At 67.1% G+C, this 19,471-nt stretch carries 17 protein-coding genes; 15 read left to right on the top strand and 2 right to left on the bottom strand.

The features are described 5' to 3' along the window. From QMB55_RS03005 to QMB55_RS03055, 11 genes are all read left to right on the top strand, one after another. Positions 1 to 279: PhoH family protein (locus tag QMB55_RS03005; protein WP_497587178.1), on the top strand; the 279-nt coding region annotated here is incomplete at its 5' end. 81 nt (positions 280 to 360) lie between these two features. Beyond that, positions 361 to 855 (top strand): rRNA maturation RNase YbeY, encoded by a 495-nt coding sequence (ybeY, locus tag QMB55_RS03010; RefSeq protein WP_497587179.1) that lies wholly within the window; start codon positions 361 to 363, stop codon positions 853 to 855. A 48-nt stretch (positions 856 to 903) separates the two neighbouring features. Further along, complete coding sequence (locus QMB55_RS03015; RefSeq protein ID WP_497587180.1) at positions 904 to 1,737, top strand: CorC family transporter; 834 nt, start codon at positions 904 to 906, stop codon at positions 1,735 to 1,737. Continuing rightward, positions 1,734 to 3,281, top strand: a complete 1,548-nt coding sequence (gene lnt / locus QMB55_RS03020) for an apolipoprotein N-acyltransferase (protein ID WP_497587181.1) — start codon at positions 1,734 to 1,736, stop codon at positions 3,279 to 3,281. The genes QMB55_RS03015 and lnt overlap by 4 nt, the downstream gene beginning before the upstream one ends. 183 nt (positions 3,282 to 3,464) lie before the next feature. Continuing rightward, positions 3,465 to 4,385, top strand: coding sequence for a glycine--tRNA ligase subunit alpha (gene glyQ / locus QMB55_RS03025; RefSeq protein ID WP_497587182.1), 921 nt, complete (start codon positions 3,465 to 3,467; stop codon positions 4,383 to 4,385). After that, a complete protein-coding gene (gene glyS / locus QMB55_RS03030; RefSeq protein WP_497587183.1) occupies positions 4,382 to 6,484 on the top strand; it encodes a glycine--tRNA ligase subunit beta in 2,103 nt (700 codons plus the stop codon). Before glyQ ends, glyS begins: the two co-directional genes overlap by 4 nt. A gap of 10 nt (positions 6,485 to 6,494) precedes the next feature. Further along, positions 6,495 to 7,034: a D-glycero-beta-D-manno-heptose 1,7-bisphosphate 7-phosphatase gene (gene gmhB / locus QMB55_RS03035; protein WP_497587184.1), complete on the top strand. Its 540-nt coding sequence runs from the start codon at positions 6,495 to 6,497 to the stop codon at positions 7,032 to 7,034. Continuing rightward, positions 7,031 to 7,777 (top strand): lysophospholipid acyltransferase family protein, encoded by a 747-nt coding sequence (locus QMB55_RS03040; protein ID WP_497587185.1) that lies wholly within the window; start codon positions 7,031 to 7,033, stop codon positions 7,775 to 7,777. Before gmhB ends, QMB55_RS03040 begins: the two co-directional genes overlap by 4 nt. After that, complete coding sequence (locus tag QMB55_RS03045) at positions 7,761 to 8,540, top strand: M48 family metallopeptidase (RefSeq protein ID WP_497587186.1); 780 nt, start codon at positions 7,761 to 7,763, stop codon at positions 8,538 to 8,540. The genes QMB55_RS03040 and QMB55_RS03045 overlap by 17 nt, the downstream gene beginning before the upstream one ends. Before the next feature lie 167 nt (positions 8,541 to 8,707). Further along, a complete protein-coding gene (locus QMB55_RS03050; protein ID WP_497587187.1) occupies positions 8,708 to 9,862 on the top strand; it encodes an ABC transporter substrate-binding protein in 1,155 nt (384 codons plus the stop codon). Next, positions 9,841 to 13,215, top strand: coding sequence for a PAS domain S-box protein (locus QMB55_RS03055; RefSeq protein ID WP_497587188.1), 3,375 nt, complete (start codon positions 9,841 to 9,843; stop codon positions 13,213 to 13,215). Before QMB55_RS03050 ends, QMB55_RS03055 begins: the two co-directional genes overlap by 22 nt. Positions 13,216 to 13,374: 159 nt before the next feature. On the opposite strand, the gene QMB55_RS03060 is transcribed toward QMB55_RS03055, so the two are convergent. Next, entirely contained in the window at positions 13,375 to 14,112 is a 738-nt protein-coding gene (locus QMB55_RS03060; RefSeq protein ID WP_497587189.1) for a substrate-binding periplasmic protein, read from the bottom strand. A gap of 154 nt (positions 14,113 to 14,266) precedes the next feature. Continuing rightward, positions 14,267 to 15,217: a LysR family transcriptional regulator gene (locus tag QMB55_RS03065; RefSeq protein ID WP_497587190.1), complete on the bottom strand. Its 951-nt coding sequence runs from the start codon at positions 15,215 to 15,217 to the stop codon at positions 14,267 to 14,269. 217 nt (positions 15,218 to 15,434) lie between these two features. On the opposite strand from QMB55_RS03065, the gene QMB55_RS03070 reads away from it, so the two are divergent. The 4 genes from QMB55_RS03070 (at position 15,435) to QMB55_RS03085 (ending at position 19,451) form a co-directional block, all read left to right on the top strand. Further along, positions 15,435 to 16,541 (top strand): L-dopachrome tautomerase-related protein, encoded by a 1,107-nt coding sequence (locus QMB55_RS03070; RefSeq protein WP_497587191.1) that lies wholly within the window; start codon positions 15,435 to 15,437, stop codon positions 16,539 to 16,541. Positions 16,542 to 16,719: 178 nt separating this feature from the next. After that, on the top strand, positions 16,720 to 17,106 hold the full coding sequence (gene gloA, locus QMB55_RS03075; protein WP_497587192.1) for a lactoylglutathione lyase: 387 nt from the start codon (positions 16,720 to 16,722) through the stop codon (positions 17,104 to 17,106). A gap of 207 nt (positions 17,107 to 17,313) precedes the next feature. Continuing rightward, positions 17,314 to 18,285 carry a Gfo/Idh/MocA family protein gene (locus QMB55_RS03080; protein ID WP_497587193.1) on the top strand — a complete coding sequence of 324 codons (972 nt, stop codon included), beginning with the start codon at positions 17,314 to 17,316 and terminating at the stop codon, positions 18,283 to 18,285. Between the two features lie 191 nt (positions 18,286 to 18,476). Further along, the gene (locus QMB55_RS03085; protein WP_497587194.1) at positions 18,477 to 19,451 is read left to right on the top strand and encodes a TRAP transporter substrate-binding protein; all 975 of its coding nucleotides are present in this window, start codon (positions 18,477 to 18,479) and stop codon (positions 19,449 to 19,451) included. Positions 19,452 to 19,471 lie beyond the last annotated feature (20 nt).

The raw sequence follows: 19,471 nt of genomic DNA on the forward strand, positions 1-19,471 counted from the left end.
GAGGCGCAGAACACCACGCCCGAGCAGATGAAGATGTTCCTCACCCGCATCGGCATCGGCGCCAAGGCCGTGGTGACGGGCGACGTGACCCAGATCGACCTGCAGCGCGGCCAGAAGAGCGGCCTCATCGAAGCGCGCATCATCCTCAAGGAGGTGCGCGGCATCGCCTTCACCGAATTCCAGAAGGACGACGTCGTCCGCCACCCGCTCGTGGCGCGCATCGTCTCGGCCTACGAGGCCGCCGCCGCAGCACAGGAGCAAGGCGCCGAACGCAAGTAAGCTCGCGCGGCCGCCCGGTTTTGCGGGGAAGGCCGCTCTTTGGCTATGATGAGAGCCATTCGCTCCCCGCATGTACCTCCGATGACCGACATTTCCCGCCCCAGCCGCCGCCTCAACCTCAGCGTGCAATACGCCAGCATCGCCCCGGATCTGCCTGCGCGCCCGGAGCTGCGCGCCTGGACGCGCGCGGCGCTCGACGCGGACGGTGCGCGTGGCGGCCAGATCACGCTGCGCTTTGTCGACGCAGAGGAAGGCCTGGCGCTCAACCGCGACTACCGCGGCAAGGACTATGCGACCAACGTCCTCACCTTCCCCTACGACACCGAACCGACAGTCTGCGGCGACATCGTCATCTGCGCCCCGGTGGTCGCCCGCGAGGCGGCCGAGCAAGGCAAACCGCTCGCCGCGCACTACGCTCACCTGGTCATGCACGGCGTGCTCCACCTGCTCGGCCACGACCACGAAACCTCGGACGCCGATGCCGAAACGATGGAGGCGCACGAACGCCGCCTGCTCGCCGGCTTCGGACTCCCCGACCCTTACGCCTCCGCCGCCGGCACGCCCGGCGCGCGTTGAGCCCCCGTTGCACTCAGCCCCTTTTCCCGTAGCCAGCCCCCCCGTCCAATGGACCCTGACAAACCGAGTCTGTACGAACGCATTTCCTCTTTCCTCCTGCGCGAACCCGAAGACCGCGAGCAACTGCTGCAGTTGCTGCAATCGGCGCACGAGCGCCAGCTGCTCGACGCCGAAGCGCTGTCGATCATCCAGGGTGCCATCGCCACCTCCGAGATGCGGGTCCACGAGGCCATGGTGCCGCGCGCGCGCATGCAGGTCATCGACGTCGACGACCCCTTCCCCGAGATCGTCGCGCGCATCAACCGCAGCGGCCACTCGCGTTTCCCGGTCATCGAGGGCGAGCGCGACAACGTGCTCGGCATCGTCCTGGCCAAGGATCTGCTGCGCGTCACCGACGAACAGAACTTCCGCCTGCGCGACTGGCTGCGCCCGGCGGCCTTCATCCCCGAGTCGAAGCAGCTGAGCCTGCTGCTGCGCGAATTCCGCGTTTCGCACAACCACATGGCCATCGTCATCGACGAATACGCCGGGGTCAGCGGCCTGATCACCATCGAGGACGTGCTTGAGCAGATCGTCGGCGACATCGAGGACGAGTACGACTTCGACGAGGATGCCGGCAACATCCGCGGTGACAGCGGCGGCCGCCTGCGCGTCAAGGCGCAGACGCCGATCGAAGACCTCGCCGAAGCGCTCGACGTCCGTTTCAACGACGAAGAATGCGACACCGTCGGCGGCCTGATCCTCAACGCCTTCGGCCGCGTGCCGCGGCGCAACGAAACCGTGGACATCGACGGCATCCGCTTCCAGGTGCTGCGCGCCGACAACCGCCGCCTCTACACCCTGCTCGCCAGCCGCCTGCCACCGGCCGCGGACCCGGCGTGAGCGACACGTTGTCGAAGCTTCCGCTGATGCACCGCAGCCCCCGTGGCGCGGCCCTCTGCGCCGCCCTCGGAGCCGCGTCGGTCCTGGCCTTTGCGCCGGTCGGCGCCTTCCCGCTGCTGCCGCTCACGCTCGGCGTCCTGTTCCTCGTCCTGCGCACCGCCGCCTCGCCGCGCCAGGGCGCGCTCTACGGCTGGGCTTTCGGCAGCGGCCTGTTCCTCGCCGGCGTCTCCTGGGTCTATGTCAGCCTGAGCATCTTCGGCGGCATGCCGGCGTGGCTCGCCGGCCTCGCGACCCTGCTCTTCTGCCTCGTCCTCGCCCTCTACCCGGCGCTCGCCGGCGCCCTCGCGGTGCGCCTGCGCAGCGCCTCGCCGACGCTCGACGCGCTCGCCTTCGCCGCGCTGTGGACGCTCACCGAATGGCTGCGCGGCTGGCTCCTCACCGGCTTCCCCTGGCTCGCCGCCGGCTACGCCCAGACACCGCCCAGCCCGCTCGCCGGCTATGCACCCGTCGTCGGCGTCTACGGCCTGAGCTTCGCCTCCGCCCTGATCGGCGCGCTGGGCGCCGCCTGCATCCTTGAAACGACCGCTGGACGCGCCCTGCAAGGCCGCCGCAAGGCCGTCGTGGCGGGCCTTGCGGTCATGCTCGTCCTCGCCGGCGGCGCCCTGCTGCGCGGCGTGGCCTGGACCACGCCGCACGGCGCACCGATCACCGTGGCACTGCTGCAGGGCAACGTGCCGCAAGACCTCAAGTGGCGCCCGGAACTCTTCGACGCCTCGCTGCGCACCTACTACCAACTGGCCCTCGACCACCCGGCGCAGCTCACCGTCCTGCCCGAAACCGCGCTGCCGGCGTTCTACGGCCGCATCCCACGCGCCTACCTCGAAACGCTCGCCGCGCTCGCCCGGCGTCAGGACGGCGACCTGCTGCTCGGCGTGCCGACCGGCGACAGCCAAGGCTACGCCAACAGCGTGGTCAGCCTGGGCAACGCCCCGAGCCAGCGCTACGACAAGCAACACCTCGTCCCCTTCGGCGAATTCGTGCCGCCAGGCTTCCGCTGGTTCATGGCCCAGGCCAACATCCCGATGTCTGACTTCACGCCCGGCGCCGCAAACCAGCCGCCGTTCGCCGTCGCCGGCCAGCGCGTCGCCGCCAACATCTGCTACGAGGACGCCTTCGGCACCGAGATCGCCCGCGCCGTGCCGCAGGCGACGCTGCTCGTGAATCTCTCCAACGTCGCCTGGTTCGGCGACTCGCTGGCGCCGCAGCAACACCTGCAGATCGCCCGCCTGCGCGCACTCGAAACCGGGCGCACCATGCTGCGCGCGACCAACACCGGGATGACCGCCATCGTCGCCCCCGACGGCGCCGTGCTCGGCGCGCTGCCGCCCTTCACCCGCGGCGCGCTGCGCGGCGAAGCCCAGGGCTACACCGGCGAGACGCCTTACGTGCGCTGGGGCGACGCACCGCTCCTCGCGCTGGCCGCCCTGATCGCCACCCTCGTCGCCCTCGCCGGCAACTTCGGCCTCCGCGCCCGCCGGACCTGAGTGCATCGCCCCCGGCGCTCCCGCCCGTTTTGCCGCGCGTGCCGGGAACTGGCTGAGCATCCGCCGTGCCGCACCACACAAACCGCTGCCGGCAGCATCCCCAGAACGCCCGTCCGCCTTTGGCTTGCCGGCAAAAGCAAGTAAAATCCGGCTCTTTCCAGCAATTATTGATCGCGAAGCCCCATGCCTACTTTTCAGGAAGTCATTCTGCGTCTCCAGGCGTACTGGGACAAACAGGGGTGTGCCCTGCTCCAGCCTTACGACATGGAGGTCGGCGCCGGCACCAGCCACACCGCGACCTTCCTGCGCGCGCTCGGTCCCGAGCCGTGGAAAGCCGCTTACGTGCAGCCTTCGCGCCGCCCGAAGGACGGCCGCTACGGCGAGAACCCCAACCGCATGCAGCATTACTACCAGTACCAGGTGGTCCTGAAGCCGGCGCCGGAGAACATCCTCGACCTCTACCTCGGTTCGCTGGAAGCGCTGGGCTTCGACCTGAAGAAAAACGACGTGCGCTTCGTCGAGGACGACTGGGAAAACCCGACGCTCGGCGCCTGGGGTCTGGGTTGGGAAGTCTGGATGAACGGCATGGAAGTCACCCAGTTCACCTATTTCCAGCAGGTCGGCGGCATCGACTGCAAACCGATCACCGGCGAAATCACCTACGGCCTCGAACGCCTGGCGATGTACCTGCAGGGCGTCGAGAACGTCTTCGACCTGCGCTGGACCGAAGGCCTCACCTACGGCGACGTCTATCACCAGAACGAAGTCGAGCAGTCCACCTACAACTTCGAGCATTCCGACCCGGACTTCCTGTTCACCGCCTTCTCGGCGCATGAAAAGCAGGCCAAGCACCTGATGGACGTGCAGCTCGCCCTGCCCGCCTACGAACAGGTGCTCAAGGCGGCGCACACCTTCAACCTGCTCGACGCGCGCGGCGCCATCTCGGTCACCGAGCGCGCCGCCTACATCGGACGCATCCGCAACCTCGCGCGCAACGTGGCCCAGAGCTACGTCGACAGCCGCGCCCGCCTCGGCTTCCCGATGGCGCCCAAAGCCTGGGCCGAAGAAGCCCTCGCCCAGATCGAAAAGAAGGTCGCCAAATGACTGCCAAGAACCTGCTCGTTGAACTCTTCGTCGAGGAACTGCCGCCCAAGGCACTGAAAACGCTGGGCGAGACTTTCGCCCAGACGCTCGCCAAATCCCTGCACCAGAGCGGACTCGCTGCATCCGACGCGACCGTCACGCCCTATGCTTCGCCACGTCGCCTGGCCGCCCACATCACCGGCGTGCTGCCGGTCGCCGCCGACAAGCCGGTCACGCAGAAGCTGATGCCCGTCGCCGTCGGCCTCGACGCCGCCGGCCAGCCCACGCCGGCGCTGCGCAAAAAGCTGGACGCGCTGGGCCTCGGCGCCGACTGCGTCGCCCACCTGCGTCGCGAAAACGACGGCAAGGCTGACGTCCTCTTCTACGATTGCCTGGCCAAGGGCGCCCGCTTGCAGGACGGCCTGCAGAAAGCCCTCGAAGCCGCGCTCGCCGCACTGCCGATTCCCAAGGTCATGAGCTACCAGCTCGCCGATGGCTGGAGCTCGGTCAACTTCGTCCGTCCGGCGCACGCCCTGGTGGCGCTGCACGGCACCGAGGTCGTGCCCGTGTCGGTGCTCGGCCTCACCGCCGGCAACCGTACCCACGGCCACCGCTTCGAAGCCCGCGTCGATCCCATCATCATCACCGACGCCGACCGTTACGCGGCGCAACTGGCCGACGAAGGCGCGGTGATCGCCAGCTTCGCCGAACGGCGCGCCGAAATCGCCCGCCAGCTTGCCGCTGCAGCCGCCCAGGCCGGCGCTCGTCCGATCGAGGACGACGCGCTGCTCGACGAAGTCACCGCCCTCGTCGAACGGCCCAAGGTGATGATCGGCCAATTCGAAGAAGAATTCCTCGCCGTGCCGCAGGAATGCCTGATCCTGACCATGAAGGCCAACCAGAAGTACTTCCCGCTGCTCGACGCGCAAGGCAAGCTGACCAACCGCTTCCTGCTGGTCAGCAACATTGATCCGGCCGACCCGTCGGCGGTGATCGGCGGCAACGAGCGCGTCGTCCGCCCGCGCCTCGCCGACGCGCGCTTCTTCTTCGAACAGGACAAGAAGAACGGCTTCGTCTCGCGCGCGATCAAGCTCGGCTCGGTGGTCTACCACAATAAGCTCGGCTCGCTCGCCGACCGCGCCCAGCGCCTCGGCCTGCTGGCCGCCTTCATCGCTGGCAAGCTCGGCGCCGAGGCCACCCTGGCGCGCAACGCCGGCCTCCTGTGCAAGGTCGATCTGCTCACCGACATGGTCGGCGAATTCCCCGAGCTGCAGGGCATCATGGGCCGCTACTACGCCGAGCACGAAGGCGCCAAGCCGGACGTCGCCGAAGCCATGGAACATCACTACCGGCCACGCTTTGCCGGCGACGTGCTGCCCGCCAGCAACGTCTCCTGCGCGGTCGCCCTGGCCGACAAGCTCGACGCGCTCACCGGTTTCTTCGGCATCGGCCTCGTGCCCACCGGCGACAAGGACCCCTTCGGCCTGCGCCGCGCCGCGCTGGGCGTGCTGCGCATCCTGATGGAAAAGCCGTTGCCGCTCGATCTGGGCGAGCTGATCGCCGAGGCCGGCAAGGGATTCTCCACCGGAACGCTCACCGCCGAAGGCCACGCCACGCAACTGCACGACTTCATGCTCGAGCGCCTGCGCGGCTTCCTGCGTGACGCCGGACACGGCCAGGACGTCGTCGACGCGGTGCTGGCGCAACGCCCGACGCGCATCGACCTCGTTCCGGCCAAGCTCGACGCGGTGCAAAAATTCCTCGCCGATGACGCCGCGCAAGCACTGGCCGCCGCCAACAAGCGCATCGGCAATATCCTCAAGAAAGCCGAAGGCGCGATCCCCGAGCCCGACGTCGCGCTGCTCCAGGAAGCCGCTGAGAAAGCGCTCTTCGACCGCGTGGTGCAACTCGCCCCGCTCGTCACATCGCATGTGGACAACGGCGATTACGCCGAAGCCCTGCTCGCGCTCTCCAGCGTGCGCGGCGAGGTGGACCGTTTCTTCGACGAGGTGATGGTCAACACCGACGAGCCGCTGCTCCGCGCCAACCGACTGGGCCTGCTCAAGTCGCTCTACGCGCAGCTCAACGCGGTGGCCGACATCTCGCGCCTGGCTGTCTGAGGACCGTCCCATGAAGCTCGTCATCCTCGACCGCGACGGCGTCATCAACTTCGACTCCGAGCACTTCATCAAGTCGCCCGCCGAGTGGAAGCCCATCCCCGGCAGCCTGGAAGCCATTGCCCGCCTCTCCCAGGCGGGTTGCCGGGTGGTAATCGCCACCAACCAGTCGGGGATCGGGCGCGGCCTGTTCGACATGGACATGCTCAACGCCATCCATGAAAAGATGCACCGCGCGGTGCAGGCGCAAGGCGGCCGTATCGACGCCATCTTTTTCTGCCCGCACGCCTCGGCCGCCGACTGCACCTGCCGCAAGCCCAAGCCCGGGATGTTCGAGCGCATCGGCGCCTGCTTCAACGCCGACCTCTCCGAAGCCTATGCCGTCGGCGACTCGCTGCGCGATCTGCAGGCCGCCGCCACGGTCGGCGCCAAGCCCCTGCTCGTACTCACCGGCAAAGGCGAGACGACCCAGGCCGAAGGCAAGCTGCCCGCGGGCACCCTGACTTTCCCCGACCTCGCCGCCGCGGTCGAGCACATCCTTTCCGCCCCATGATCGCCGTCCTCCGTTCCGCGCTCTTCCTGCTGCTTGCCACGCTGATCACCGCCCCCTTCGGCCTGCTCATCACTCTCGCCGTAGTGCTGCCGATGCGCAGCCGTTTCGCCCTGATCGCCGCCTGGCGGCGGCTGTTCATGGCGCTCTGCGCCGGCGTGCTGGGCATCCGCTACCGCGTCGTCGGCGCCGAGAACATTCCGTCGCAGCCAGCCGTGATCCTCAGCCGGCACGAATCGGCGTGGGAGACCGTCGCCCTGCAGGACATCTTCCCGGACCAGGTCTTCGTGCTCAAGAAGTCGCTGCTCTACATCCCCTTCATGGGCTGGGCCTTCGCCGCCGTGCGCATGATCTCGATCGACCGCAGCGCCGGTCGCGATGCCCTGCGCCAGGTCGTCCGCCAGGGCGTCGAGCGCCTCCAGGCCGGCTACTGGGTGACCATCTTCCCTGAAGGCACCCGCCTCGCCCCGGGCGAAACGCGCCGCTTCAAGACGGGCGGCGGCCACCTTGCCGTCAAATCCGGCGCGCCGATCGTCCCGGTCGCCCACAACGCCGGCGACCTGTGGGCGCGCAACGCCTTCGTCAAACGCCCCGGCACCGTCACCGTCAGCATCGGCCCGGCGATCGACCCGGCCGGCAAGACCGCCGAAGAAGTCACCGCACTCGCCGAACGCTGGATTACCGCCGAGATGGCGCGCATCGCGCCGCAACGCGCCCCGGCCGGGGGCCATGCCCCGTCGGCCTGAACCATCACCCGACGTCGGGAGCCCGCTGCGCGCGGGCGAAACGCTGCGCCGCATCGCCCTCGGCGAGCGCCTCGTCGACTACCGCCTGCGCCGCGCCCGGCGGCGCACCATCGGCCTGACCATCGACCGGCGCGGACTCTCCGTCGGCGCGCCGCTGCGCGCCTCGCTCGGCGAAATCGAAGCCCTGATCCGCCAGCACGCCGACTGGGTGGCACGCAAGCTCGACGAATGGCAAGCCCGGCCTGAAGCCCAGGCGCTACCGCTGGCCGACGGCGCCCGCCTGCCCCTGCTCGGTCGCGCACTGACGCTGCGCCTCACCCCCGGCAACGACCAGATCGCCTGGATCGCGCCGGACAGTCCAAGCCCCACTCTGGCCCTGGGCCCACGCTGCCCGGAAGGCGCACCCGCCCTGCTTGAAGAAGCGCTGCGCGAACGGGCCTACGCGCACTTTGCCGACCGCCTCGTCTTCTTCACCGCCCGCCTCGGCCTGCCCGTCCCGCCGCTCGCGCTCACGGCCGCACGCACGCGCTGGGGCAGCTGCAGCCGCATCAGCGGCATCCGCCTCAACTGGCGGCTCATCCATTGCCCGCCCGCAGTCGTCGACTACGTCGTCGCGCACGAGGTCGCACACCTCGTCGAGATGAACCACGGCCCGCGCTTCTGGGCGGTGGTCGAACGCCTGTGCCCCGACCATGCGGCGGCACGCGCCGAACTGCGGCGGCACGCCGCCGCCCTGCCCGCCGCTTTCCTGCCCCCGGCGTGAGGCGTTTCCCGGCCGCAACGCCAGCACCGGACCTCGCCTGACAAGCCCCGGCAAAGCGTTTGCCAAGCCCTGTGCGGCAGGGCAAAATCGCGGGGCAAAGTCCCCCACGGCGTCCGGCGCCAACGGGAATTCTCAGCGCAGGCTTGTGACTCTTGGGAACCCGGTTCATGGCGACCCCTACGCGCCTCTTCTCGACGATCGGCGGTTTGCGAAGCCTCCGCGGCCTGGCCGCGGTTTTGCCGTTGCTTTTCGCGCTGTACGCCTGCGCGCCTCAGGAACCGATCCGCATCGGCTTCCTCGGCGCACTCTCGGGGCGCGTCACCGACCTTGGCATCAGCGGCCTGTACGGCGCCCGCCTCGCGGTCGAACAGCGCAACGCCGCCGACGGCATCCGCGGCCGCGCGGTCGAACTGCACATCGAGGACGACCGCCATGACCCCGAGTCGGCACGCAAGGCCTTCCGCCGCCTGGCAGCCAAGGACGTGGTGGCGATCGTCGGCCCGATGACCAGCGTCATCGCCCAGACGGTCCTGCCGCTGGCCAACGAAGCCCAGATTCCGCTCCTCAGCCCGACGGCGACCTCCACCCAGCTCTCCGGCAACGACGACTATTTCCTGCGCGTGATCCCGAGCACGGCCGAGTTTTCCACGACCACGGCCCGCCACTTCCTCGACCGGACTGCGCTGCGCCGCATCCGTCCGGTCATCGACATTTCCAACGCCGCCTACAGCAAGAGCTGGCTGCGCGACTTCTCGGAAACCTTCGAGGCCGGCGGCGGCAGCCTGCTCGACCCCGTCACCTTCATCACCGACGACGGCACCGACTTCGACACCCTCGCGCGTCGCACCCTCGCCGGAGAACCCGAGGCCGTGCTCATCGTCGCCGGAGCGCTCGACACGGCGATGCTCTGCGAGGCGGTCCGCCGACGCCACCAGACGATTCCGCTCGCCGCGGCCGAATGGGCCGGCACCGAGCGCCTGATCGAGCTGGGTGGAAGCGCGGTCGAAGGCCTGCTGGTCGCCCAGGTCGACCAGCGTCAGTCGGCCACCCCGAACTTCCAGGATTTTCGCGAAGCCTTCCTCAAGCGCTACGGCCGGGAGCCCGATTTCGCCGCGATCAAGGCCTACGACGCCGCCGCCATCGTGCTCACCACCCTGGACGCCGGCACCCCGCCGCATGACCTCAAGAACGGGATTCTGAAACGCAGCAGCTTCGAGGGCCGACAAGGCTCGATCGTCATCGACGGCAACGGGGATGCCCGCGCCGCCACCGCAACCACGATGGTCATCCGGCGGGGACAATGGGAATCAAGCGAACCGTAGCCGCGCCGCACACCCTCTCCGGCGCCGCCAAGCACGGCCACACCTCCCGCCTCGTCATCTGCATGATTGGCAGCGCCTGCGCGGCGATCGCGCTCTCGGCCCTGCTCCTCACCATGCTCTTCGCCGGCAGTAGCGCCCCGCGCCCGACCCCGGACTGGCTGGCGATCCGCCCGAGCGCCGCGCTCGGCGTCTTTCTCGCCGGCCTCGCCACCTGCCTGCCGGCCCTGCCCCTGCGCAGCGCCATCCGTTTCCGCCGCCGCCTGGCCCTCGCCTGCACCCTGCTGGCGCTGGTCTGCGCCACCCTGGTGCTCAGTGAAACGCTGCTCGGAACCCCGCTCGACCTCGATCACATCCTCTCCGCCCCGCAAACCCCGGCCTCGGCCCGGACCTTCGACACCTCGCCGGAAAGCGCGGTCTGCCTGCTCCTGATCGGCTTCGCCCTGCTCATCAACCGGCGCCACGCCGCGCCCTCGCCGCAGGTGATGCTTGCCGCAGGCGCGAGCCTGCTGTGCATCAGCCTCGCCCTGGCGGCGCTGCCCATCGTGCTGATCGCCGAAGCCCCGCCCTTCGGCCGGCAAATCGGGGACGAACTCACCAACCAGATCACCCCCGACACCGCCATCCTGCTGCTCTTCCTCGCCGCCGCCAACTTCCTCGACAGCTGCCGCAAACGCCCGGCCGGTTGGCAGTTGAGCCGTTCGGCGACGGTCGGTTTCGCGATCGGCGTCGTCGCCCTCTTCGTCATTGGCGTCGCCGAGCTGCGCTCGCAAAGCATGGTGGCCAAGATCAACCGCGACCTGGCGCACAGCGAGGCCATCTTCGCCTTGAGCGCCGAGGGTTCGGCACTCGTCGCCCAGCAACAATCGCTGGTCCTGAGCTACCTGCTCACCGACAACCTGCGCTTTCTCAACGATGCGCTGATCATCAGCGATCAGGCCCGCCTGCGCATCGACAAACTGCACCACGACCTCACCGACCACCACGCTGAAAACTGGCTCTACACGCCCTTCGCGCGCTTGATGCACGACACCCTCGCCTGGTCGCAGGACGCCATCGCCAAGCATCGCGCCGAACAGCCGAAAACCGCGCTGTGGCAGACGATACGCCGTGGCGACGAGCTGATGACGCGCACCAACATCAACTTCGCCCACCTCGCGCGCGAACACGAGCAGCACACCGAGGCGCTGCGCCAGCGCGCAACGCGCATCGATCAGACCTCGCTCAGCATCACCACCCTGGGCATGGTCTGCGGGCTGCTGTTCTTCATTTTCGTCATCCTGCGCCTCAACCACCTGATCCGCGACCGCCAGAGCTTCCAGCGCGAACTGGCCGAAAGCGAACAACGCTACCGCACCCTCTCCGACTCGGGGCAGGCCTTGATCCGCACCTTCGACGCCGAGCGGCGCTGCGATTACGTCAACAAGGTCTGGCGCGAATTCACCGCCCACGCCCGGGGCGAAGACGAAGGCGAAGGCTGGCTCGCCGCGGTACACCCTGACGACCGCCAGGAGTTGCTCGAGCTCATCGAGCAGGCCACCGCCCGGCGCGCCCGCTTCACCGCCGACTTCCGCCTGCGCCGCTACGACGGCGAATACCGCTGGTTCCGCGACCACGGCTGCCCGCGCTTTGCCAGCGACGACCAGTTCCTCGGCCACATCGTCTACAGCCTCGACATCACCGAACGCAAACTTTCGCGCGATGCCCTGCGCGAGAGCGAACAACGCTTCCGCAACCTGTTGCAGGAAGTTTCTTCGGTCGCCGTACAGGGGTTCGACGCACACCTCGTCGTCCGCTACTGGAACAAGGCCTCGGAGAACCTCTACGGTTTTTCCGCCGACGAGGCGATCGGCCACCGCCTCACCGCACTGACCGTTCCGGCCGGAATGGTGCGCGAGATCGAGGACGACGTCGCCGACATGCTGCGCACCGGGCGCCCCACCCCAAGCATCGAACAGACCTTGCGGCGCAAGGACGGCTCGCTGGTCAACGTCATTTCCAGCCACACGGTGGTGCGCGTTCCCGGCCGGCCGCCGGAAATCTTCTGCCTGCAGATCGACATCACCGAACGGCGCAAGAACGAGGACGAACTCGAACGCTACCGCAACCACCTCGAAGTCCTGGTCGGCGAACGCACCCTGCAACTGGCCGAAGCCAAGGAAGCCGCCGAAGCCGCAAGCCGCGCCAAATCGAGCTTCCTGGCCAACATCAACCACGAGATCCGGACCCCGATGAACGCCATCATCGGCCTCACCCACCTCATCCAGCGCGAAACCCAGGATGCGCCGACGCGCGACAAGCTCGCCAAGGTCGGCGAGGCCGCCAAGCACCTGCTGGGCATCATCAATGACGTGCTTGACCTTTCCAAGATCGAATCGGGACGCCTCGAGATGCGTGCCGACGTCTTCGCTCCGCGCGAGACCGTCGACAACGCACTCAGCATGGTGCAGGAACGCGCCGCAGGCAAAGGCCTGCGCCTCGTCCGCGTGCTCGATCCCGACCTGCCGCAGCGCCTGCACGGCGACGGGCTGCGCATCGCCCAGATCGCGATCAACTTCCTGAGCAATGCCATCAAATTCTCGGAACAGGGAGAAATCCGGCTCGCCCTGGTCATCGAGCAACAGGACACTGATGGCCTGCTGCTGCGCCTGGAGGTCAGCGACCAGGGCATCGGGCTGACCGAAGATCAGCAACTGCGCATCTTCCGCCCCTTCGTCCAGGCCGACGACTCGACCACTCGCCGCTTTGGCGGTACCGGCCTCGGCCTCGTGATCTGCCGCCACCTGGCGCGCCTCATGCACGGCGACGTCGGCGTTGAAAGTCGCCCCGGCGAGGGCAGTCGCTTCTGGGCCACGCTGCGCGTCGGCCGGCTCGCCGACACCCTGCCCATCGGTCCGGCGCAGCTGCCGCCGCAAGCCATCGAAGACACCTTGCGCGAGCAGTTTTCCGGGCAGCGCGTGCTGCTCGCCGAAGACGACCCGGTCAGCCGCGAGGTCGCGATCGAACTGCTCAAGCTCGCCGGACTGGAGACCGACGTCGCCGAGGACGGCTTGCTGGCGCTGGAAAAAGCCGCGCACGAGTCCTACGCACTGATCCTGATGGACATGCAGATGCCCGGGATGAACGGCCTCGCGGCGGCACAGGCAATCCGCCGCCTGCCCGGAAAATCGGTCCGCCCCTACATCCTGGCGATGACCGCCAACGCTTTCGCCGAAGACCGCCAGAGCTGCCTTGACGCCGGGATGAACGACCACATCGCCAAACCCGTCGATCCGGACACCTTCTACGCCACCCTGCTTTTCTGGCTCGAGAAGAACCAGCGTGAAGCGCTAATCCCGGCCGACGAACGGCGTTAGGGAAACGCGCACAGGATCACCGCGCGTTGCGCCCTCCTGCATGAACGGGAGCGAAAGCATGAGCGCAGTCACGCAGTCGCGCCCAAACCGAAGGCCAAGGGAGGTTTCGGCCTGAGAACCGCGCCCGCGCACCCCCTGAAACCTCTGGCAGCGAAGGCTTCAATACCCCCCGGAAGCGGCGAGGCAAGCGGCAATGGCCGCATTGAATTTCGGCATGAATTGCCCGCCCTCCTGAGCTAAAAAGTGTTTCCCGAAGTAAACCCCCATCGGGTTATCGCGCTCCAGGACCGAAACGACGTGCCTCGCATCCACCAAGGCGAGGACTTGCGTTGCAGTGTTCATCGCCAGATCGCTGGCCAAGACGGCCTGAACCCTGTTGTTCAGAAGCATGCGCAACAACTGGTCATGCGTGTGCGGGGAAGCCAGGACGGTATAGCCCTCGTCTTTCAGCCAATTCAGCATGGCAGATCCGTGGTAGGCGCCGACGATCGCATCGCGTTTGAATGCTGCGCCGTGAGGATTCAGGGATTGATCGGCCTTGAAGTACCACCGCCATTGTTGCGGCGCGAAAGGCACGGATAACTCGGCATAAAGATCTCGATCGCTGTTGCGCACCGCCGGAAAGAAGCCGTCCGCCAATTGATCGCGAACCCTATTCTGGGCGCGAAGCCACGGATAAAACGTAATCGTGAATGGACGCTGCATTTTTTCCAACGCACAACGGACGACCTCCAAGGCAATCCCTTTCTGCTGACCGTCCGCGCTTTCCATGTTGTAGGGGGGCTGTTGCTGCGTGGTAAGCCGAATCGGTCCCTGAGCCGGAGAGACCGGGGGCTCTGCCGCCGTCGCCACAGCGCCGAAAACGGTCATGATGATTGCAACAAAACGGATCGCCATATCGTGTTTTCTGTGAGAACGGCAAAAGACGCAGCGGTTTCCCCCTGCAGACACGCGCACCGACAGCCCCGTGTGGCGGAGGGCAGCGAGCTCTTGAAGTTATAGTGCATCGCAGAGGAATCGCTTCACCGAAAAGGATTACGGTTTCCGTACTTTAGCTGCGGGTCGAAGCGCCCGGATCAGCATCCTGACCCCGTTCAACGCCCCCTGGCCAATGCTTCGCGCAGCGCTTGGCGAGGAAGGTTCTCAAGGCCTGCACCACTGGGCTGATTTGGCGGCGGTCGGCGCAGACCAGGCTGAGCGGCATCGGTTCGCCCGACCATTCCGGGCAAAGCCGCAGCAGCCGTCCGGCCCGGAGGTCATCCGCAACGTCGAGCGCCGACTTGCAGGCGATGCCATGCCCGGCCAGAGCCCAGCGGCGCACGGCGTCACCATCGTCCGAGACACGGTTGCCGCGCACCGCCACCGTCACGTCCTGCCCGTCGCGGGAAAAACGCCAGTGGTCATGAACGCTGTCGCCGAGCGTGACGCACAGGCAATTGTGCTTTTCCAGCGTTTCCGGCCGATCCGGTACTCCCGACCGCGCCAGATAGGCGGGGGCTGCACACAGCACGCGCCGGTTTTGCGGCGCGATCGGCAAGGCCACCAAGCTGGAATCCGGCAAGGCCCCGTAACGCAGCGCGAGATCCACCGGCTGACGGTAGATGTCGGCCACCCGATCCGAAAGCAACAGGCGCAACCGAATGCGTGGATAGCGCGCCTGAAAGTCGTCCAGCCAGCCGAGCACGGCATTGCGCCCGAGGTCGGACGGCAGCGAAAGCTGCAAGACCCCGCTGAGCGCCGCATGGCCGCTCAGCGCCGCCTCCCGCCCATCGACCAGCAACTGCAACGCCTGCCGGCAGGGGTCGAGGAACATCTGCCCGGCCTGCGTCAGGCGCAGGCTGCGCGTGGTGCGCAGGAAGAGCGGCGCGGCGACCTCGTCCTCCAGTCGCTTCACCGCCAGGCTCGCGGCAGCGGGGCTCATGCCCAGGCGCCGGGCAGCCGCCGACAGGCTACCGCTATCGGCCGCCTGAACGAAGACTTCCATGTCCCGCACCATGCGCATGGCGCCATGCTAATGCGCCGCCGCCAGACATTCAAGAATTCATTGAAAGTAAATCTAGATTTACCTGCTTTTTCGACAAATCTGGCCTCCGTATCATTCTTGGGTTGCCGCGAGCCCCAGCGCTCGCCACCACCGGACGCGCACCGCAGGTGCCGCCCCGCCCCGCCCATCCAGGACGAGGCCTCCTATCGTTCATCCTTAGAAGGAAGGAAACACCATGAGCTCTTCGCCCCACAGTGCCTTGCGCAGGCCGCAGCGCCTGCTGGCCGCCGCCCTCCTCGGCACCGCCCAGCTGTCCTATTCCGCCCCCGCCGTCGGCACCCTCGAAGAGGTGGCCACCCTGCCCATCCGCCCCGGCAACGTCACTGCCACCCGCAGCGGCCGGGTCTTCGCCACCGTGCATCCGCTCGACAAGCCCTCCGGCCTGCAGTTGATCGAAATCACCGGTCACGACCGCTACCAGCCGTGGCCGGACGCCAGCGTGCAAAGCGACGAACGGAACAAGGGCGACGACCGCCTCGACACCCCGCTTGGCATCGCCCAGGACACCGCCGGCCGCCTGTGGGTCACCGACATGGGCCTCACGCTCGGCAAGAGCCGCATCTGGGGCTTCGACATCGCCACCGGCAAGCGCCTGCACAAGATCGAACTGCCGTCCGAGATTGCGCCCAAGGGCGCTTTCGTCCAGGATCTGGCCGTCGATGCCGAGCAAGGCTGGATCTACCTCGCCGACTTCGCCCCGCCGGGGCTGATCGCCGTCCACATCGCCAGCGGCAAGGCCCGCCGCTTCGACAACCACCCCGCCTTGCACGCCGAGCCGCAGGCAGAGATGAAGGTGGACGGCCAAAGCACTCATTTCGACGGCAAGCCCGCCAGCGTCGGCCTCAATCCGATCACCCTCGCCCGCGACGGCCAGACCGTCTATTTCGGCGCCATGAACGGCACCCACTGGTACAGCGTCCCGAGCCGCCTCTTGCGCGAAGGCGACCACGCCGAAATCGCCGCGGCCATCCGCGTGGTCGGCAAAAAGCCGGTTTCCGACGGCGCGGCCACCGACGACGCCGGCAACCACTTCTTCACCAATCTCAACGAAAACGGCATCGACCGCCTGAGCCCGCAGGGCGAGCTCACCCCGCTCGTCCGCGACCCGCGCCTGGAATGGCCGGACAACGCCCAGTTCGGCCCCGACGCCTGGCTCTACATCGCCGTCAACCAGCTCCACCGCAGCCCGGCCTTCACCGGCGGCGAAGACCTCGGTCGCCCGCCCTACCGCATTCTCCGGGTGTGGACCGGCACACCGGGGAACCGGCGAGCGGAAAAATGAGGCCCGGCCGCTGATCGGCAAGCCCCGGAAGGCGAACGTCTTCTCCCGGAGCCGCCGGACCGACGGTAGAACCTCAAAAAAATGGGGTTAGAATCGTCCTCCCGGCGAACCCTGTCCGCGGCTCTCGGGCCGCGGCCTTCCATCGCCCTCCGCTTCACCCACCCTTAAGGAACACGTAATGCGCATTCTGCACACCATGATCCGCGTCGGCGACCTCGACCGCTCGCTCGCTTTCTACACCAACGTTCTCGGCATGCGCCTGCTGCGCCGCAACGACTACCCCGAAGGCCGCTTCACCCTGGCCTTCGTCGGCTACGGCGAGGAGAGCGACAACGCCGTGATCGAACTGACGCACAACTGGGACACCACGAGCTACGAGATGGGCAACGCCTTCGGCCACCTCGCGCTCGGCGTGCCCGACGCCTACGCCGCCTGCGCCAAGATCAAGGAACTCGGCGGCAAGGTGGTGCGCGAAGCCGGCCCGATGAAGCACGGCACAACCGTCATCGCCTTCGTCGAAGACCCCGACGGCTACAAGATCGAACTCATCCAGCGCGCCGACTGAGCCTGACGCGCGCTCGACACGCACCAAAGCTGCACCCCGAAACACGCACAGGACACGAAGAAAAGCAGGGCGGCGAGCCTCCGTTCTTCCCGGAGCCCCGCCCCGGTCAGAGGACCGTTCGCCCACCGCCGCTTTAAGCGCCTTTTCTTCGTGGTCTTTGCGTTTCGGTTGTTTTCCGCTTGAACGCCAAAGCCGCCCGGAGGCACCATGCACCGCACCGATCCAACCGTCCGCTGGGGCATCCTCGGATGCGCCCGCATCGCCCGCCTGCAGTTCGTCCCGGCCATCGGCCGCAGCACCAACGCCACGCTCCACGCTGTCGCCTCGCGCGATCCGGCCCGGCTGGCTGAATTCCGCAACCTGTTCGGCGACGCGTTCACCGCCCACGCCAGCTATGAAGCCCTGCTTGCCGACCCGACGGTGGATGCGGTCTATGTGCCGCTGCCCAACGCCCTGCATTGCGAATGGGCGATCCGGGCCATGCAAAACGGCAAGCACGTCCTGTGCGAGAAACCGCTGGCGCTCGACGCAAGTGAGGCGCAGCGCATGGCCGACGCGGCGCACGCCCACGGCGTGCAACTCATGGAAGCCTTCATGTACCGCTACACCGCGCGCCTGCAAGCCGTCGAGCGCATCCTGGCGAGTGGCGTGCTGGGCGAACTCCGCAGCGTTAACTCGACCTTCCGCTTCTTCCTCGACCGGGCGAACACCATCAAGGACGATCCGGCGCTGGGCGGCGGCGCACTCTATGACGTCGGCGTCTACCCGCTCAACCTGATCGGCCTCGTGGCGCAAGCCGAGCCGGTCGAAGTCTTCGCCACCTGCACCCGGAGCCACGGCGTCGACCACAACCTCTCGGCGCTGCTGCGCTACGAGAGCGGCCTGATCGCCAGCCTGCACTGCGGCTTCAACGCCCACGGGCGGATGCACAGCGACATCGTCGGCAGCGAAGGCAGCCTGCTCGTTCCCGACACTTTCCTCGACGACGCCGGCGAAATCCTGCTCAACACCCGCAACGGCAGCGAACGCATCGCGGTCCCCGCCTCCGACCGTTACGCCGCCGAAGTACAGGATTTTTCCACCGCGATCCTCGCCGGACGCGCCCCTCGCCTGACGCTGGACGAATCCTTGCGCAACCTGCGCGTGCTCGACCGCATCCGCGCCGCGCTGGACGCCTGAAACCCAGCAAAAGTTTTTATCCGCCTCAAAATACCACCGCACCACACCCGCAAGACGAAAATGAAATAATGTTTCAAAATCCTTGAAGAGCGTCTTTTCATGGCGTATATTGCCTTCGTCAGGAGCGCGCGGACCTGACCGTTCGCATCGATCCGCACCTGGAACAGACACAACCCAAGGAGGAGGCAAACATGCAGTTGAAGCTGAAAACGGTCATGGGCGTCATCATGGCGTCCGTCTTCGCCGCTGGCGCAGCGCAGGCCCGCGACTTCCGCTCGGCCGACGTACACCCGCTCGACTACCCCACCGTCATGACGGTGAAGAAGATCGGCGAAATCGTCAGCCAGAAGACCAACGGAAAATACAACATCAAGGTCTTCGGCAACAGCGCGCTCGGCTCGGAAAAAGACACGCTTGAACAGGTCAAGATCGGTGCGCTGGACATGGTGCGCATCAATACCGCGACCTTCCACAGCATCGTGCCGGAAACGATGGTCCCGTCGTTCCCGTTCATCTTCCGCGACATCAACCACTTCCGTAAGACGATGAACGGCCCGCAGGGCGACCAGATTCTGGCCGCGCTCGACAAGGCCGGCTTCGTCGGTCTGGTGCTGTGGGAGTCGGGCGCACGTTCGATCTACGCCAAGAAGCCGGTGCGCAACCTCGCCGACGTCAAGGGCATGAAGATTCGCGTGCAGCAGTCCGACCTCTGGGTGAGCATCATCCAGGCGATCGGCGCCAACCCGACCCCGATCCCTTGGGCCGAAGTGTACACCGCGCTCAAGACGGGCCTCGTCGACGCCGCCGAGAACAACTACCCGTCGTACGAGTCGGTCAAGCACTACGAGGCCGCCCCGGTGTTCAGCGAAACGCAGCACGTGATGGCGCCGGAAGTCTTGGTCTTCTCGAAGAAGGTCTGGGACAAGCTCACGAAGGAAGAGCAGAAGATCATCCGCGACGCAGCGAAGGAAACCGTGCCCTACTACATCGAGCACTGGACCAAGCGTGAGCAGGCGTCGAAGGACATCGCCATCAAGGCCGGCGCACAGTTCGTCACCGACGTGAACAAGGCTGAATTCGTCAACGCCGTCAAACCGGTGTGGGACAAATTCTCCCCGACGCCTGAACTGAAGAAGCTGGTTCAGGACATCGTCAACACCAAGTAAGCCGCGGGACTCTGCATGCG

The organism is Propionivibrio sp., assembly GCF_041441355.1.
In the GTDB taxonomy this organism is placed as follows: Bacteria; Pseudomonadota; Gammaproteobacteria; order Burkholderiales; family Rhodocyclaceae; genus Propionivibrio.

Bases quoted from the DNA above. Each gene is read 5' to 3' on its own strand.
- glyQ (WP_497587182.1), top strand. From the start codon at position 3,465: ATGCCTACTTTTCAGGAAGTCATTCTGCGTCTCCAGGCGTACTGGGAC.
- glyS (WP_497587183.1), top strand. From the start codon at position 4,382: ATGACTGCCAAGAACCTGCTCGTTGAACTCTTCGTCGAGGAACTGCCG.
- QMB55_RS03085 (WP_497587194.1), top strand. From the start codon at position 18,477: ATGCAGTTGAAGCTGAAAACGGTCATGGGCGTCATCATGGCGTCCGTC.
- QMB55_RS03055 (WP_497587188.1), top strand. From the start codon at position 9,841: ATGGGAATCAAGCGAACCGTAGCCGCGCCGCACACCCTCTCCGGCGCC.
- QMB55_RS03015 (WP_497587180.1), top strand. From the start codon at position 904: ATGGACCCTGACAAACCGAGTCTGTACGAACGCATTTCCTCTTTCCTC.
- QMB55_RS03050 (WP_497587187.1), top strand. From the start codon at position 8,708: ATGGCGACCCCTACGCGCCTCTTCTCGACGATCGGCGGTTTGCGAAGC.
- gloA (WP_497587192.1), top strand. From the start codon at position 16,720: ATGCGCATTCTGCACACCATGATCCGCGTCGGCGACCTCGACCGCTCG.
- QMB55_RS03040 (WP_497587185.1), top strand. From the start codon at position 7,031: ATGATCGCCGTCCTCCGTTCCGCGCTCTTCCTGCTGCTTGCCACGCTG.
- ybeY (WP_497587179.1), top strand. From the start codon at position 361: ATGACCGACATTTCCCGCCCCAGCCGCCGCCTCAACCTCAGCGTGCAA.
- gmhB (WP_497587184.1), top strand. From the start codon at position 6,495: ATGAAGCTCGTCATCCTCGACCGCGACGGCGTCATCAACTTCGACTCC.
- QMB55_RS03060 (WP_497587189.1), bottom strand. From the start codon at position 14,112: ATGGCGATCCGTTTTGTTGCAATCATCATGACCGTTTTCGGCGCTGTG.
- QMB55_RS03045 (WP_497587186.1), top strand. From the start codon at position 7,761: ATGCCCCGTCGGCCTGAACCATCACCCGACGTCGGGAGCCCGCTGCGC.
- QMB55_RS03065 (WP_497587190.1), bottom strand. From the start codon at position 15,217: ATGCGCATGGTGCGGGACATGGAAGTCTTCGTTCAGGCGGCCGATAGC.
- QMB55_RS03070 (WP_497587191.1), top strand. From the start codon at position 15,435: ATGAGCTCTTCGCCCCACAGTGCCTTGCGCAGGCCGCAGCGCCTGCTG.
- QMB55_RS03080 (WP_497587193.1), top strand. From the start codon at position 17,314: ATGCACCGCACCGATCCAACCGTCCGCTGGGGCATCCTCGGATGCGCC.